We start from the raw sequence: 13,167 nt of genomic DNA on the forward strand, positions 1-13,167 counted from the left end.
AATGACCGTCTTCATTTTGCGTGAATGTGGTTGTGGTAACGTTGCTTTGATCCTTATTCACATAAAAACTAACAACCTTCCACGCACGTCATATGCGTTAGAAGGTTGTTAGTTGTCGTTTATTGACGATTCATTGCGCGATCTGGTCGCGAATCGATTGCAGTATTTTTTTCTCCAGTCGCGATACCTGAACCTGGGAAATCCCCAGCCTGCTCGCCACTTCAGATTGCGTCTGATCGCGATAATACCTCAGGTAAACAATCAACCGCTCCCGCTCGCTCAGCCCGCCGATCGCCTCGCTGAGCGCCAGCTTGTCGAACCAGCGTTCCTGCGATTCGTCGGCGATCTGATCCATCAATGTGATCGGATCGCCATCGTTTTCGAACACCGTCTCATGAATCGAGGTTGGCGGCTTGTTCGCTTCCTGCGCGAATACCACTTCCTCCGGCGTCACGCCCAATTGTTCGGCCACTTCCTTAATCGTGGGCAGCCGATCGAGGTGTTTGGAGAGCTCGTCGCGTTTCTTGCGGACTTTGTTGGCCATCTCCTTCAAGGAACGGCTGACCTTGAGCGTGCCGTCATCGCGCAGGAATCGCTGAATTTCCCCGATGATCATCGGCACGGCATACGTAGAAAACTTGACGTCATAGCTCAGATCGAATTTGTCCACCGATTTAAGCAGGCCAATACAGCCGATTTGGAACAGGTCTTCCGGTTCGTACCCCCTGTTCATGAACCGCTGTACAACGGACCAGACAAGCCGGATATTGCTGTTCACCAGCGTATCCCGGGCGACATGGTCACCCGACTGACTGAGCGCAATCAGCCGTTTGACCTCGGCATCATCCAAGTAGGCCTGTGAAGATGATTTCACTTCAGCATCCATAAGACCAGCTCCTAATTAAACAATGCTTTCTTGGATTCAATCCTTTTCATCATCCTGATGGAGGTGCCCCTGCCGGGCTCGCTGCTGACTTCGAATTCATCCATGAAGTTTTCCATAATCGTGAAGCCCATGCCCGATCGCTCAAGTTCCGGCTTGGACGTGTACAGCGGTTGTTTGGCCAGTTCGAGATCCTCGATCCCTTGGCCCCGGTCCTCGACGATGATCGTGACCATGTCATCGCGAATCTGCGCCTGAATGGTAACGACGCCCTCGGGATTGTTGTTGTAGCCGTGAATGATGCTGTTGGTTACAGCTTCCGAGATGACCGTCTTCAGGTCGCTAAGCTCGTCCATCGTAGGATCAAGCCGGGAGATAAAAGCCGCAACGGTCACACGCGCAAACGATTCGTTCTCCGATTTGGCCGCGAACTGCAAATTCATGAAATTTGTACCGTTTCCTTCACTCATGAGACGACCTCCAGACCCGAGAGGGCAGTTCCCTCATTTTCGTAAATCGGCATAATCTTGAACAATCCCGACATTTCCAGCAAACGGTACACCGGCGGGTTCACGTCGCATACCACCATTTTGCCGCCTTTATTTTTAATGAGCTTGTATCTGCCCAAAATGACGCCCAGACCCGAACTGTCCATAAACTGCAGGTCCTTCAGACTGAGAATCAGATGCTCGCATTGTCTGCGCTGGATGGCCTCATCCATTTGCATCCGGACCAGATCAGCGGTATGGTGATCCAATTCCCCCGATAAGCGTACGATCAGAACCCCACGGTGATGCTCCATATCCACATGCATGTTCACGTTAGCTCACTCTCCTCCCTGTCATGAACAAGGATTTCTACGCCCTCGAAGGCTTTTCCTTCCCCACGACAAAACTAGAAGAAAACCCCTATTTAACTACAAAAAATGTTCCAGTTCATCCAGGAAAAGCAGCAGTCATGCTCTCAAAGGCTGCCGCCACATACTCAATCGAACAAATTGCTCGTCGTTCGTTTGAACAGCTTCCACCAGCCCGCTTTGTTCACGTCCTGCGGTGCCTTGATGTCAAATTCCTTAATGACCTCGCTGCCTTGATAAACAACCAGCTTTCCAACGCTTTGCCCGGCCTTGACTGGCGCTTTTATGCTTGGCTGGAGCTGAAGCTCATGCCGAATTTCCTCGGATTTGCCGCCTTTGCGCATCAGCACGCTGTAATTTTGCGTGGCCTTCAGCGGCAACTGCGCCACTTCGCCCTTTTCGATGTTCAGCTGACCGAGCATCTCTCCGCTTTTGTATAGAGGTTTCATCGTATATTGGCTGAACGCATAATCGAACATGGCAGACACTTCGCTATTGCGCGTTTTGGTGTTCGGCTCGCCAAGCACGACCGCGATCGTGCGCAATCCGTCCTTCGAGGCAGTGGCTGAAAGGCAGAACTTCGCTTCGGACGTATATCCCGTTTTCAGTCCGTCAGCTCCGGAGTAAAACCGAACCAGCTTGTTGGTATTGACGAGCCAAAAGGGCTTCGCCGTATCCTTGCGCAAGTAATCCTGATATGCTCCGGTGTATTTGGTAATGGAAGGATGCTTAAGCAGCTCCCGGCTCATCAGCGCAATATCGTAAGCGGACGAATGGTGACCTTTGACAGGCAGTCCATTTGGATTGACAAACCGGGTATCCTTCATGCCAAGCTCTTGAGCCCGATCGTTCATCATCTGCACAAAAGCTTGTTCCGATCCGCCGATCTTCTCGGCGATCGCGACCGAAGCGTCATTGCCGGAGGCCATCGCAATCCCTTTCAGCATGTCATCCACGGTCATCTCTTCGCCAGGCTCCAGAAAGATCTGGGAACCGCCCATGGAAGCGGCGTATTCACTTGTTCTGACCTTATCGGTCAGCTTCAGCTTGCCTGCATCGACGGCCTCGATCGTCAGCAGCATCGTCATGATTTTGGTAATGCTGGCCGGCGGCAGTTGGTCATGGCTGTTTTTTTCATAGATGATCGTTCCGGTATCCGCATCCATCAGAATCGCCGAACGCGCCGACGGGGCCAGGTCTGCCCCTTCTGCCGGTTTGCGCGTTTCTTCGGCGAACACCGAAGAGGTCATAGCGGATAGCAGCATACAAATCGTCATGAACGATGCCATAATTCGTTTCTTCACAGTGAATAACCTCCTTGAATGACTAGGCTTAGAAGCTGCGACGAAATAAGAGGTACTTTTTTCGCCCCAGTCTCTTACTGCATGTTCCATGCAAGTACTGCTAATCATTGTCGGCGCGTTTACAGCAAATTATTCCATGCAAATCATGTTTTTCCAAACTTTTTCCAGAGCTGAAATCAACAAAAAAACAGCCTATCCCGAAGCACCGTTTGCTTGGGGAGGCTGTTCGCTTGTTTTTTGGAATGGCTGCGCTTCTTTATCAAGCCAGAGCCTGTGTATATTACATTTGCGGGATGACCGCAAGCACCAGGCTCAGGAACGATTCGCGAACACGTTCCGTCGTTTCCATGACTTCGTCATGAGACAAAGGCTGGTCTAAAATGCCTGCAGCCATATTGCTGATGCAGGAAATGCCCAGCACTTCAATGCCGGCATGACGGGCCACGATCACTTCAGATACGGTGGACATGCCTACGGCATCCGCACCCAACGTACGGAGCATACGGATCTCCGCCGGCGTCTCGTAGTTCGGGCCAAGCAGGCCTGCGTAAACGCCTTCGCGCACGTCGAAGCCTTGCGAAGCCGCCGTCTCCTTCGCCAAAGCGCGCAAGCGGCGGCTGTACGCTTCCGACAGATCCGGGAAGCGCACGCCCAATGCCGGATCATTCGGCCCGATCAACGGATTTTTGGCCGTCAGGTTAAGATGATCCGAAATGAGCATCAAGTCTCCCGGCTGATACGACGTATTTACACCGCCGGCTGCATTCGTCACGAGCAGCGAAGCAACGCCCAGCTGCTTCATGACGCGTACCGGGAACGCGGTCAGCTCGGGACCGTAGCCCTCATACATGTGGAAACGCCCCTTCATCATGACGACTGCACGGCCTTTGATCGTGCCGAGCAAGAGCTCGCCTTCATGTCCTTCAACCGTCGACACCGGAAAATGCGGAATGTCCTGATAAGCAATGCTCACGCCATCTTCGATCAGGTCTGCCAGGATTCCCAGGCCCGATCCGAGAATCAGGCCCACCTCTGGCTTGATCTCGCTTTTGCTTTGGATATAAGCGGCCGCTTCCGTAATCATTTGTTGATTCAATGCTGTCATTAAAATGCTCCTCCTAAAATCGTGCTGTTTTGTCATGCACCCAAGTATTCGCCATCAACGAATGGATATGCATGTATATCCTCCTGAACTCGTCCCAAGAAAAACGCCGCTGCACTAACCGATGCAACTCCGATCTACCCAGTCACCGGCTCATGGACGATGTGCGCTCCCTTCGCTTACTTCGCCCTCGGATGATGATTTTCATAAATCTCCTTCATCGTTCGCCGCCCGTGGTTGCCGTACGGATTGTTGGATTGCTCCACATGTCCAAGCATATCCTGAACTGCCCGGGTATCCGCTCCGTTCGCAATCAGGTGGGCGGCGAAGGAGTGGCGCAGCGTATGAGGCGTGATCTCCCCCGAAATGCCGGCGTCGAGCGCAGCCTTTTTAAGTAATTTCCAGAAACCTTGGCGTGTCAAACGCCGTCCCGAGACATTCACGAACAGTGCCTGCTCGTCCGCATCCGTTTTGAGCAGCTCGCCGCGAAAATCACGGATGTACGTATTGACCCAATGGGCTGCAGGAGCTCCAATGGGCAAAATGCGTTCTTTACCTGCACCCCCGCAACGAATAAAGCGCATATCCGTATGTATGTCCCGCACATCAAGCGCAATCAGCTCGGAGACGCGAATGCCCGTCGCATACAGAAGCTCCAGCATGGCCCTGTCGCGAACGCCCTGAGCCGAAGCCGTATCGGGCGCGGCAAGCAGCAGCTCAATCTCCCCCACGCTGAGCACCTGCGGCGGTGTCTTGTCGGCCTTTGGAGCCTCCACATCGAATGTCGGGTCCTGCATCAACGCTCCGCGCCGCATCAAAAAATGAAAATAGGAGCGCAGGGAAACGATACTGCGGGCAATGGTTGCATTGGCTCTGCCCGCCTGCTTCAGCTTGCCTATAAACAGAACCACATGGGTGCGGCGTACTTGATCCGCCTCCCGAATCCCGTATTCTTTGTCCGCAAATTCGATAAACTTGTCCACGTCCCGAAGATACGATTCCAATGTGCTGCTCGACATTCCCTTGTCTTCTTCAAGGTATAAAGCATAGGCGTGTATCGTCTGCTTCATGCACAACGCTCCTCATCTGACAGACTGCCCGAAGGGCAGCCTGCATCCGTAATTGCATCCCAGGTGTTCAAGTCGGCTATTCCCCATACCAATAGAACAAACGCAGACGCTCGGCAAACGCGGGACGCTCATCGCCAGGGCCTGGCCAAGCCGTTTCCTGAAATACTTTGATCGCGTTTCCCACAGGCGCCTGGTATTGATCCACAGGCGAAATCCAGCCATTGAACAAATCCAGAACATGATAGAACAGATAAACCAATGCTGCAAAAATCAGAATAAACCGAACAAAACGAAGCCCTTTCCGCACAGAAATAACCATGGGCAATCCCCTCCCGATTCGTTCCCTTCCTTTCCTGTATTCAGGGCGAGATGTTCCAGCACCTGCTTGTCTTGCTCAGGAAAGCGTTCAGAATCAGCCTATGCCGGGATTTGCCGAGATATGATATGAAAGCGCAAACCTTCCATACCCTGCGTGACCAAAAAAGCTCCCCCGTCAAAACCTCCGGTGAGAGCTTGAAGACACGCTATGTTATTCTTCATCTTTGGGCTTCTGGTCATTTTTAGCTTTGCAACGATAACAAATCCCGTGGAAATCCAGACGGTGGTCCACGACGGAAAAATTGAATTCCTGCTCCAGGCGCTCTTCAAGCGGTCCGAGCCAGTCTTCACGAATTTCATCCACACTTCCGCATTGAACGCAGATCAAGTGATGGTGATGATGCTTGGACGTATCTCCGCGCAGATCATAACGCGCTACACCGTCGCCGAAGTTGATTTTCTCTACAACATGCAGCTCACTCAGCAGTTCGAGGGTACGGTACACGGTTGCCAGACCGATTTCGGGAGCTTTTTCTTTAACAAGCATGAATACGTCTTCCGCGCTCAGATGATCTTCTTCATTCTCAAGAAGTACTCTGACGGTGGCTTCCCGCTGGGGCGTTAATTTATATCCTTGGGACTGTAGTTGCTGCTTGATTTTATCGATCCGTGCTTCCATTTTCTCCCTCCCCCTAGGAAATCACTGCACACTGCAACTTAACCCACTTCTTTCATTATAGGGGGAGTGCGTAATCAAAGTCAACAATTTACACATTGCTATCAAGCTAGACGGGCAGCAGCATCGGCGTGACCCAGCGCATCATTGCCGGGGTAACCCAGGTTTCGAAGGAAGCCACGCCCAGCAAAAGCCCGGCCATAACCAACGTCAAGAGAAGATAAGAGGCAAACGGCCGCTGCCCTGCAGGAGCTCGCTGCGCGAGCAGCCGGTTGCGAATGATGTAGATTGAAAAAGTCATTGCCGCAACGCTGCATACAAGCAAGATGGGGATGACGAACAAATTGTGGGGAGCAACGGATACAAGCGCGAACAGCAAGCCTTTCCATGAATACTGCCCCACCAGGTATCCCACCGTGAATCCGATCAGCACGCCCTTCATAAAATCGAGAACCAATATGCCGGGTAATCCGATGACGGACAGGCCCAAAATCCAGATCAATCCGATCCACTTCAGATGCAGCATCGCAATGTCCCAATAAGCTCCGGTCTCCCCTCCGGATGTGCCATGGTGAACCGTAACGAAAAAATTGCCCAAATACCCTTCGAGATCCTGACGCTGCTCCAGCGACAGTGCATTGACCATCAGGGCACCGAAAATGACACCAACCAGAAACAGGACGGCCACGAATACATAGAGCGAAGTTTGGCCTTTGAAACTGAAGTGAGAAGAACGCATACGAGCAAGGGTCTCCTTTCCGGTTACATGAACAACGTTCATCGATGTTTGGGAGCGGATGTTCCGTTCCAATTTTCCATGTAACCATACGTATGATAGAGACGCCCTTCGTATGACTTCTTGTCCTTTTCCCGATTAACGATCTTTGGACATGCCAGGCTCTTTTCCTTGCACGCTCACTTTGCCGTACGTGCCGCCGCCTCCTGAATCCAATTCCAGGCGACCTTCCCGCGCTGCCACGATCATGCCGGCCAAATGAGATCCTACCACCTGCGCCAGTTCCTCCTCGCTTGTGCGGTGCAATACATTCATCTCCGTACCAAAGTGCTCCAGTAACTGCTTCAACTTGGCCTTCCCCAAGCCGGGAATGAACTCCAACGGCACTTGGTAGCAGTAAGGGGGCCTGTAGGCCGGAACTTCAGGAACATTCCGATCCGCGATGGACAGTATCCGATCCAGCACGCCTTGGACCAGCTTGAGACTGCCGCAATAAGGACAGCGTTCTGCAGAGAGCTCCTGTTCGTCCATGATGCTGCCGCAGGCCGCACAATAGGTGCGGTGATATTTCCCAAGCCGCGGGTTCAGTCCATAATTCGCCCGGATTTTCCGGCCTTCCATACCCTTCAGGGCCAACCGAAATTCGTCGAACGAAGGCGAGGCAATGAGCAATTCATTGTACTCACGGCCGATTTTGCCAAGGGAGTGTGCATCCGAGTTGGTCAAAAAAGGAATAGGGTCCAGCTCCGTAATATGGCTGGCCATGGACGAATCGGAACTGAGCCCGAGCTCGACGGCGTCGATCATATCGGTATCGAGCACCTCGGCCATTCGCGCGGCCGTGCTGCCATAGATGCCTTTATGCGGCGTGAAGACGTGTGCCGGCACGATCAACCCGCCCCGGGCTCTGATCTCGGCCTGCATCTCCCGCGCGGGAACATAGATCCGCTGTGAGCTAAGGTTGACGTTTTTCATGTGACGAGCAATCCACGCCGTGAACGACTTCATCGTGGCCAGGTCCCGGAAATAAGCCAACATATGGAACTCACGCCTGTCCGGTTCCCGCAGCTCCAGTTCCGTCCCCAGCAAAATCGTCGTATCCCTGTACCCAATGCCTCCCCCCGCCAGTTCGGTCATGGTGCCTTTCTCCAGCAGCTGTTCGATGTCCAGCTGCACGACGGGGGCGTGGCAGTCGATGACCCCGAGCAGCCGGATCCCTTTGCGTCCGGAAGCTTCGCGGGCAATATTTTCAAACGTCAGGTCCCTGCTGCCGCTGATTTTGACCGCTTCCCCTCGGGAAGTCCGGCCGATATGGATGTGAAGGTCCGCGTAGGTAGGCTGCCAATCGTTTGCAGATGCCATGGAATTCCCCATGGTCAGAACCGCCCCGTGGCCCGGTACAGATCCCATGCATACACGGCCAGCATCGTTTTGGCGTCGCTGATCCGGTTTTGGTCCATTAACGCATAAGCCTCATCCAACGTGATTTCGGACACTTCCAGAAATTCGTCTTCGTCCGGCTCCATCTCGCCTACTTCCAGGTCCTCGGCCAGATAAAGATGGATGATTTCGTCCGCAAAACCGGGGGAAGTGTAGAAGGAACGCAGATGGCGCAGCGATTTGGCCGCATATCCGGTTTCTTCGCGCAGTTCGCGTGCCGCTGCCACTTCCGGCGCTTCGCCCGGATCCAGCTTTCCAGCGGGAATTTCCACTTCCGTCCGGCCCAGTGCTTGCCGGTACTGGTCGACGACCAGCATTTTATCGCCCCTCAAAGCGAGAACGGCGACGGCTCCGGGATGGCGAACGACTTCCCGGGTCGCCCTCTGACCGTTAGGCAGTTCCACCGTGTCGATTTGGAGGGAGATCACTCTCCCCTCGAACATCTGCTCCGTGGAGATCGTTTTTTCATCCAGCTTCGGGTTGGACGATTTGGCGGAAATATTCGCTTGCGACGTGTTTGCGTTGTTCATGACTTAGTTCAGCTCCGTTCTACGAGTTTGAATTTCAACGTATTCGTGCGGTATAAACCTTCCTGTTTTGGCATATGGTGATTTTATACCACACCCGGTCATAAAGATAACCAATCAGGGGGACAACCGATGAACAGTTATTACACCAAACAATCCGTGCATTTGGTAGGACAGGCCCGGCAAGTAAAACTGATCCTTAAACAGTGGCTTAACGAATGGGGACCGGATGCCCGTGTTGCAGACCTGATCGCAGGGCGGAAATAACGCCCCTTTATTTCAGTATTTCAGCATGGCGGCCGATTCAATCCAACCCTGTTGCATGTTCAATCGCTTGTTTGCGTTTTTGCAAAAAGTCCGAATCGGCTTGCGCCGGATTCGGACTTTATTCAACTTGTGGAGCGCACCTGGTTTCAGCCAAGCCGCTTCCGGTTGACGGTGGCATGCCATGCATAATGCCGAATCCACGCTATTGCTTAACCGGAGGCTGCTGCAATCATTTCCGGACGGCAGCCGTTTCCTGCACGATGGCCACGACGACTTCCGCCAGCTTGGCGAGATCCTCGGCCCGAATGCGCTCATTGGTTGTATGAATTTCTTCGTAACCTACGGCCAAGTTCACCGTCGGAATGTTAAAGCCGTTGAAGATGTTGGCATCGCTGCCGCCGCCGGACATAAACGTCGACGTCTCCAGCCCAAGGCCGCGAATGGCTCGCTGTGCAAGCTGCACCACCTCATGATCATCCTGGAATCCAAATGCAGGATACAATATTTCGCTGTGGAATTCGGCTCTGGCACCAAATTTGTCGCAGGTTGTTTCGAGCGCTTCCCGCATCTTTGCAACTTGCTGCTCTACTTTCTCCTGAACGATGCTGCGTGCTTCCGCTTCGATTTGCACGAAATCGCAGACGACGTTCAGCGCCGAACCGCCTTGGAATTTGCCGATGTTCGCCGTTGTTTCATCGTCGATCCGGCCAAGCTTCATCGCCGCAATCGCTTTGGCTGCCACTTGAATGGCACTGATGCCATCTTCGGGGTTCACCCCGGCGTGTGCGGATTTGCCGTAAATATTCATCTGAATCTCGGCCCGGGCCGGTGCAGCAACGCAGATTGTGCCTACAGCGCCGTTCGAATCGAGTGCATAACCGAACTCGGCATCGATATCCTGCGGGTTCATTGCGCGCGCCCCAACCAGGCCGGATTCTTCTCCGACCGTGATGACAAACTGGATTTTGCCGTGTGGAAGGTTGTTCTCCTGAATGACGCGGATCGCTTCGAACAGGGCGGCAATGCCCGCTTTGTCGTCCGCGCCCAGGATCGTCGTTCCATCGCTGCGAATCCAGCCATCCTCTCCCAGTATAGGCGTAATGCCCGTACCCGGCGTCACCGTGTCCATATGGCATGTAAAGAAAATTGCAGGAGCATCCGATGCTCCCTCAGCTTCCCAAGTGACGACCAAATTTCCCGCTCCATGACCGGTTTTGGCCGTCGTATCGTCTTCATAAACGCGAAGTCCCAAACGGGCGAACTGCTCTTTCAGGACGGTTGAGATATTTTGCTCGTGTTTCGTTTCGCTATCGATTTGCACCAGTTCCATGAACTGCTCGACAATCCGCTGTTGCTTGATCATAAGGCTTTTCTCTCCTTTAATGATAGGGTACAATACATATATTGTGGGCGTTTTCTTACGGGTCCGGCATAACTATTTGATGAAAGGAGTCCTCGCATCATGCAAAATAAAAAATGGTTTCGCATCTTCATTTACATCATGTTGATCGCGATGGTGGGGTCCACTTTGTTTATCGCGCTCGAACCGTTGTTTTACGGATAATCCCCTAGCCCTTGCACCATTTTGAATCATTAGCGGTGAAGGGCTTCTTTTTCGTCTACCCAACGGATGTCATAAGAAAAATGCCGGCTGAAATAGGAGACGATCTCCTTGGCAACCAACTCCACGGAAAAGGCTCTGCCCGTAATATCTTCCAACGACGTCACTCCGTATTGCTGGATGCCGCAAGGAACAATTCCCTGGAAACCTTCATTCTGGATCCCCGATGCGATGTTGAAAGCAAACCCGTGACTCGTCACGAAGCCGCGCCGACGCTTGCAGCGATTGAATTTGACGCCGATGGCGGCAATTTTCAAATCCCCGATCCATACACCCGTGTAGCCTTCCTTGCGTCCGGCCTCGATCCCCTGATCGGCCAGATAATCGATAATGACCTGTTCAAGCTTACGCAAATACCCGTGCAGGTCAAGGTCCTCGTCGCGGCCGAGAACAATCAGCGGATAACCCACAAGCTGTCCGGGCCCATGATAGGTGATATCTCCGCCACGATCAATCTGAAACAATGAAATGCCCTGCTCCCGAAGCTGCTCTTGACTGAGAAGCAGGTGCTCGGGATGATTTTGCGAACCGATCGTATACGTCGGTGGATGCTGAAGCAGCAGCAACCGCTCGTTCCCTTCTCCCTCATCCAACTGCTGTACAATTGATTTTTGACTGTTCCAGGCTTCTTCATATTCAAGCATCGGTATGTATGCAACATCCAGCGGCTTATGCATGATATCTCCTCACCCTTCTGCTTCATTATTGATGTGCTGACGGATCAACCAAACGACAAACAACGGGAAAAGTGCACGGCCTCCGGCACATACACTTTCCCATAACCCTGCTATTCTGTTAATACACTGTCGTTTCCATGTTATAACCTTCCAGATTCTCCTTGACGCGCTGCAGGAATCTTCCGCAGATGACGCCGTCCAAAATCCGATGATCCAACGAGAGGCACAGGTTGGCCATCGAACGAACCGCGATCATATCGTTGATCACCACAGGTTTCTTGACGATGGATTCAAATGTCAGAATGGCTGCCTGCGGATAATTGATGATCGGCTGGGAAAGGATCGAACCGAACGAGCCGGTGTTGTTGACCGTGAACGTTCCTCCCTGCATATCGTCCAGCTTCAGCTTGCCTTCACGGGTTTTGCGCGCCAAATCATCGATTTCCCGGGCCAGTCCCGCAATATTCCGCTGATCGGCATGTTTAATGACAGGTGTCAGCACCGAATCCTCCGTACCTACCGCCATGGACAGGTTAATGTCCCGTTTCACGATGATTTTGTCCACGGCCCACACCGAGTTCATGATCGGATAGTCCTTGATCGCGTTGACGACGCCTTTCATCATGAAGGACAGATACGTCAGGTTAATGCCTTCCTTGCGCTTGAATTCATCCTTCAGCTTGTTGCGCAGCAAGACCAGATTGGTTACGTCGACCTCGATCATCGTCCATGCATGCGGAATTTCGGATACGCTTTGACGCATATTGCGGGCAATGGCGTTGCGGACAGGCGTCACGTCGATAAAGTACTCGGAACGTCCTTGTCCGCCGCCTTCCACCTCGATTTGCGGGATTTTCGGGCTTTCCGTCAAATGAATGCCTGAATGTCTGACGGGCACACCCGCGTCAGCCACCGGAATTCCTTCGCGCGTTGAGGCAGCGGAAGGCTCCACCGGCCCGCGGTTGATGCCGCTGAACGGAGATGCTGCTGACTCCGTCGCATGCGCCGCTGCTTCAGGAGCGGCGACCTGCTGAACGGGGGGCGAAGATGCAGCTCCGCCCTGCGCGACGTAGGACAGAACATCTTTGCGCGTAATGCGCCCCCCCATGCCTGTTCCGTGAATATGCTGCAGATTCACGCCATGTTCTGCAGCCAATGTTTGAACTGCCGGCGAGTAACGTCCGCGCATTGGCTGGTCGGGATCATGAGCAGGCACCCCGGCATTAACGACAGTTCGGGCGTCCGTTCCCGTTTGCGATGCCGATCCCGCCGCAGCAGAAGACGGCTGGCGGTTCTCGGTAATTTGCTCCGCTGCCTCTTCCCCGGAAACAGCGACCTGCATATGGCAGATCGCTTCGCCAACGGCAATCGTAGCGCCTTCCTCAGCGAGGTGATCGCCCATGATTCCATCCACGGTGGACGGAATCTCGGCATTCACTTTATCGGTAATCACTTCACAGATCGGCTCGTACTGCTCGACCGCATCGCCCGGTTTTTTCAACCATTTTGCAATCGTCGCCGATACCAGCGATTCCGCCAGCTGCGGCATAATGACCTCGATCCATTTCATGCGTTCAGCCATTTCGATATCACTCCTAACTTTGCTTGTATCTAAGCCGTTGCCATCACGTTACGCACGCCGTAACGGGGCAACATCGGGATTGAATGTATATCAATCCTTCCTCTCTTG

Annotated in this window: 16 protein-coding genes; 2 read left to right on the forward strand and 14 right to left on the reverse strand. The window is 53.1% G+C overall.

Going from position 1 to position 13,167, the window contains the following annotated elements:
* Positions 1–130 precede the first annotated feature (130 nt).
* The 11 genes from sigF to MKY59_RS19745 form a co-directional block, all read right to left on the reverse strand.
* Entirely contained in the window at positions 131–886 is a 756-nt protein-coding gene (gene sigF / locus MKY59_RS19695; protein WP_236419893.1) for an RNA polymerase sporulation sigma factor SigF, read from the reverse strand.
* 11 nt (positions 887–897) lie between these two features.
* Positions 898–1,353 (reverse strand): anti-sigma F factor, encoded by a 456-nt coding sequence (gene spoIIAB, locus MKY59_RS19700; RefSeq protein ID WP_236419895.1) that lies wholly within the window; start codon positions 1,351–1,353, stop codon positions 898–900.
* Positions 1,350–1,703: an anti-sigma F factor antagonist gene (gene spoIIAA, locus MKY59_RS19705; RefSeq protein WP_236419898.1), complete on the reverse strand. Its 354-nt coding sequence runs from the start codon at positions 1,701–1,703 to the stop codon at positions 1,350–1,352. Before spoIIAA ends, spoIIAB begins: the two co-directional genes overlap by 4 nt.
* A 164-nt stretch (positions 1,704–1,867) precedes the next feature.
* Positions 1,868–3,043 (reverse strand): D-alanyl-D-alanine carboxypeptidase family protein, encoded by a 1,176-nt coding sequence (locus MKY59_RS19710; RefSeq protein WP_290371482.1) that lies wholly within the window; start codon positions 3,041–3,043, stop codon positions 1,868–1,870.
* Between the two features lie 280 nt (positions 3,044–3,323).
* On the reverse strand, positions 3,324–4,148 hold the full coding sequence (locus MKY59_RS19715) for a purine-nucleoside phosphorylase (RefSeq protein ID WP_339273307.1): 825 nt from the start codon (positions 4,146–4,148) through the stop codon (positions 3,324–3,326).
* A 176-nt stretch (positions 4,149–4,324) separates the two neighbouring features.
* Positions 4,325–5,215 (reverse strand): tyrosine recombinase, encoded by an 891-nt coding sequence (locus MKY59_RS19720; RefSeq protein ID WP_236419902.1) that lies wholly within the window; start codon positions 5,213–5,215, stop codon positions 4,325–4,327.
* Positions 5,216–5,291: 76 nt separating this feature from the next.
* Positions 5,292–5,534, reverse strand: coding sequence for a DUF4227 family protein (locus MKY59_RS19725; RefSeq protein WP_339273310.1), 243 nt, complete (start codon positions 5,532–5,534; stop codon positions 5,292–5,294).
* Between the two features lie 210 nt (positions 5,535–5,744).
* Entirely contained in the window at positions 5,745–6,212 is a 468-nt protein-coding gene (locus tag MKY59_RS19730; RefSeq protein ID WP_236419905.1) for a Fur family transcriptional regulator, read from the reverse strand.
* 106 nt (positions 6,213–6,318) lie between these two features.
* Positions 6,319–6,948, reverse strand: coding sequence for a stage II sporulation protein M (gene spoIIM / locus MKY59_RS19735; protein WP_339273313.1), 630 nt, complete (start codon positions 6,946–6,948; stop codon positions 6,319–6,321).
* A 135-nt stretch (positions 6,949–7,083) separates the two neighbouring features.
* Positions 7,084–8,319, reverse strand: a complete 1,236-nt coding sequence (locus MKY59_RS19740; protein ID WP_339273315.1) for an endonuclease Q family protein — start codon at positions 8,317–8,319, stop codon at positions 7,084–7,086.
* 2 nt (positions 8,320–8,321) lie between these two features.
* On the reverse strand, positions 8,322–8,915 hold the full coding sequence (locus tag MKY59_RS19745) for an NUDIX hydrolase (RefSeq protein ID WP_236419911.1): 594 nt from the start codon (positions 8,913–8,915) through the stop codon (positions 8,322–8,324).
* Positions 8,916–9,044: 129 nt separating this feature from the next.
* Between MKY59_RS19745 and mciZ the strand changes: the two genes are divergently transcribed.
* The gene (gene mciZ, locus MKY59_RS19750; protein ID WP_236419912.1) at positions 9,045–9,179 is read left to right on the forward strand and encodes a Z-ring formation inhibitor MciZ; all 135 of its coding nucleotides are present in this window, start codon (positions 9,045–9,047) and stop codon (positions 9,177–9,179) included.
* A gap of 229 nt (positions 9,180–9,408) precedes the next feature.
* On the opposite strand, the gene MKY59_RS19755 is transcribed toward mciZ, so the two are convergent.
* Positions 9,409–10,542: a tripeptidase T gene (locus tag MKY59_RS19755; protein WP_339273317.1), complete on the reverse strand. Its 1,134-nt coding sequence runs from the start codon at positions 10,540–10,542 to the stop codon at positions 9,409–9,411.
* A 99-nt stretch (positions 10,543–10,641) separates the two neighbouring features.
* Here MKY59_RS19755 and prli42 point away from each other — a divergent pair, with 99 nt between their 5' ends.
* On the forward strand, positions 10,642–10,743 hold the full coding sequence (gene prli42 / locus MKY59_RS19760) for a stressosome-associated protein Prli42 (protein WP_236419919.1): 102 nt from the start codon (positions 10,642–10,644) through the stop codon (positions 10,741–10,743).
* A gap of 29 nt (positions 10,744–10,772) precedes the next feature.
* Here the strand turns inward: prli42 and lipB are convergent, their stop codons facing one another.
* Together lipB and MKY59_RS19770 are read right to left on the reverse strand one after the other, a co-directional pair.
* Positions 10,773–11,477, reverse strand: a complete 705-nt coding sequence (gene lipB / locus MKY59_RS19765; protein WP_339273319.1) for a lipoyl(octanoyl) transferase LipB — start codon at positions 11,475–11,477, stop codon at positions 10,773–10,775.
* Positions 11,478–11,595: 118 nt separating this feature from the next.
* Positions 11,596–13,059, reverse strand: coding sequence for a dihydrolipoamide acetyltransferase family protein (locus tag MKY59_RS19770; RefSeq protein ID WP_339273321.1), 1,464 nt, complete (start codon positions 13,057–13,059; stop codon positions 11,596–11,598).
* Positions 13,060–13,167: the final 108 nt, after the last annotated feature.

This window comes from Paenibacillus sp. FSL W8-0426 (assembly GCF_037969725.1).
GTDB classification, from domain to species: Bacteria; Bacillota; Bacilli; order Paenibacillales; family Paenibacillaceae; genus Paenibacillus; species Paenibacillus hubeiensis.

Excerpts from the sequence above, each read along its gene's own strand:
- sigF (WP_236419893.1), bottom strand. The coding sequence starts at position 886 with ATGGATGCTGAAGTGAAATCATCTTCACAGGCCTACTTGGATGATGCC.
- spoIIAB (WP_236419895.1), bottom strand. The coding sequence starts at position 1,353 with ATGAGTGAAGGAAACGGTACAAATTTCATGAATTTGCAGTTCGCGGCC.
- MKY59_RS19715 (WP_339273307.1), bottom strand. The coding sequence starts at position 4,148 with ATGACAGCATTGAATCAACAAATGATTACGGAAGCGGCCGCTTATATC.
- MKY59_RS19720 (WP_236419902.1), bottom strand. The coding sequence starts at position 5,215 with ATGAAGCAGACGATACACGCCTATGCTTTATACCTTGAAGAAGACAAG.
- MKY59_RS19725 (WP_339273310.1), bottom strand. The coding sequence starts at position 5,534 with ATGGTTATTTCTGTGCGGAAAGGGCTTCGTTTTGTTCGGTTTATTCTG.
- MKY59_RS19730 (WP_236419905.1), bottom strand. The coding sequence starts at position 6,212 with ATGGAAGCACGGATCGATAAAATCAAGCAGCAACTACAGTCCCAAGGA.
- spoIIM (WP_339273313.1), bottom strand. The coding sequence starts at position 6,948 with ATGCGTTCTTCTCACTTCAGTTTCAAAGGCCAAACTTCGCTCTATGTA.
- MKY59_RS19740 (WP_339273315.1), bottom strand. The coding sequence starts at position 8,319 with ATGGGGAATTCCATGGCATCTGCAAACGATTGGCAGCCTACCTACGCG.
- MKY59_RS19745 (WP_236419911.1), bottom strand. The coding sequence starts at position 8,915 with ATGAACAACGCAAACACGTCGCAAGCGAATATTTCCGCCAAATCGTCC.
- mciZ (WP_236419912.1), top strand. The coding sequence starts at position 9,045 with ATGAACAGTTATTACACCAAACAATCCGTGCATTTGGTAGGACAGGCC.
- MKY59_RS19755 (WP_339273317.1), bottom strand. The coding sequence starts at position 10,542 with ATGATCAAGCAACAGCGGATTGTCGAGCAGTTCATGGAACTGGTGCAA.
- prli42 (WP_236419919.1), top strand. The coding sequence starts at position 10,642 with ATGCAAAATAAAAAATGGTTTCGCATCTTCATTTACATCATGTTGATC.
- lipB (WP_339273319.1), bottom strand. The coding sequence starts at position 11,477 with ATGCATAAGCCGCTGGATGTTGCATACATACCGATGCTTGAATATGAA.
- MKY59_RS19770 (WP_339273321.1), bottom strand. The coding sequence starts at position 13,059 with ATGGCTGAACGCATGAAATGGATCGAGGTCATTATGCCGCAGCTGGCG.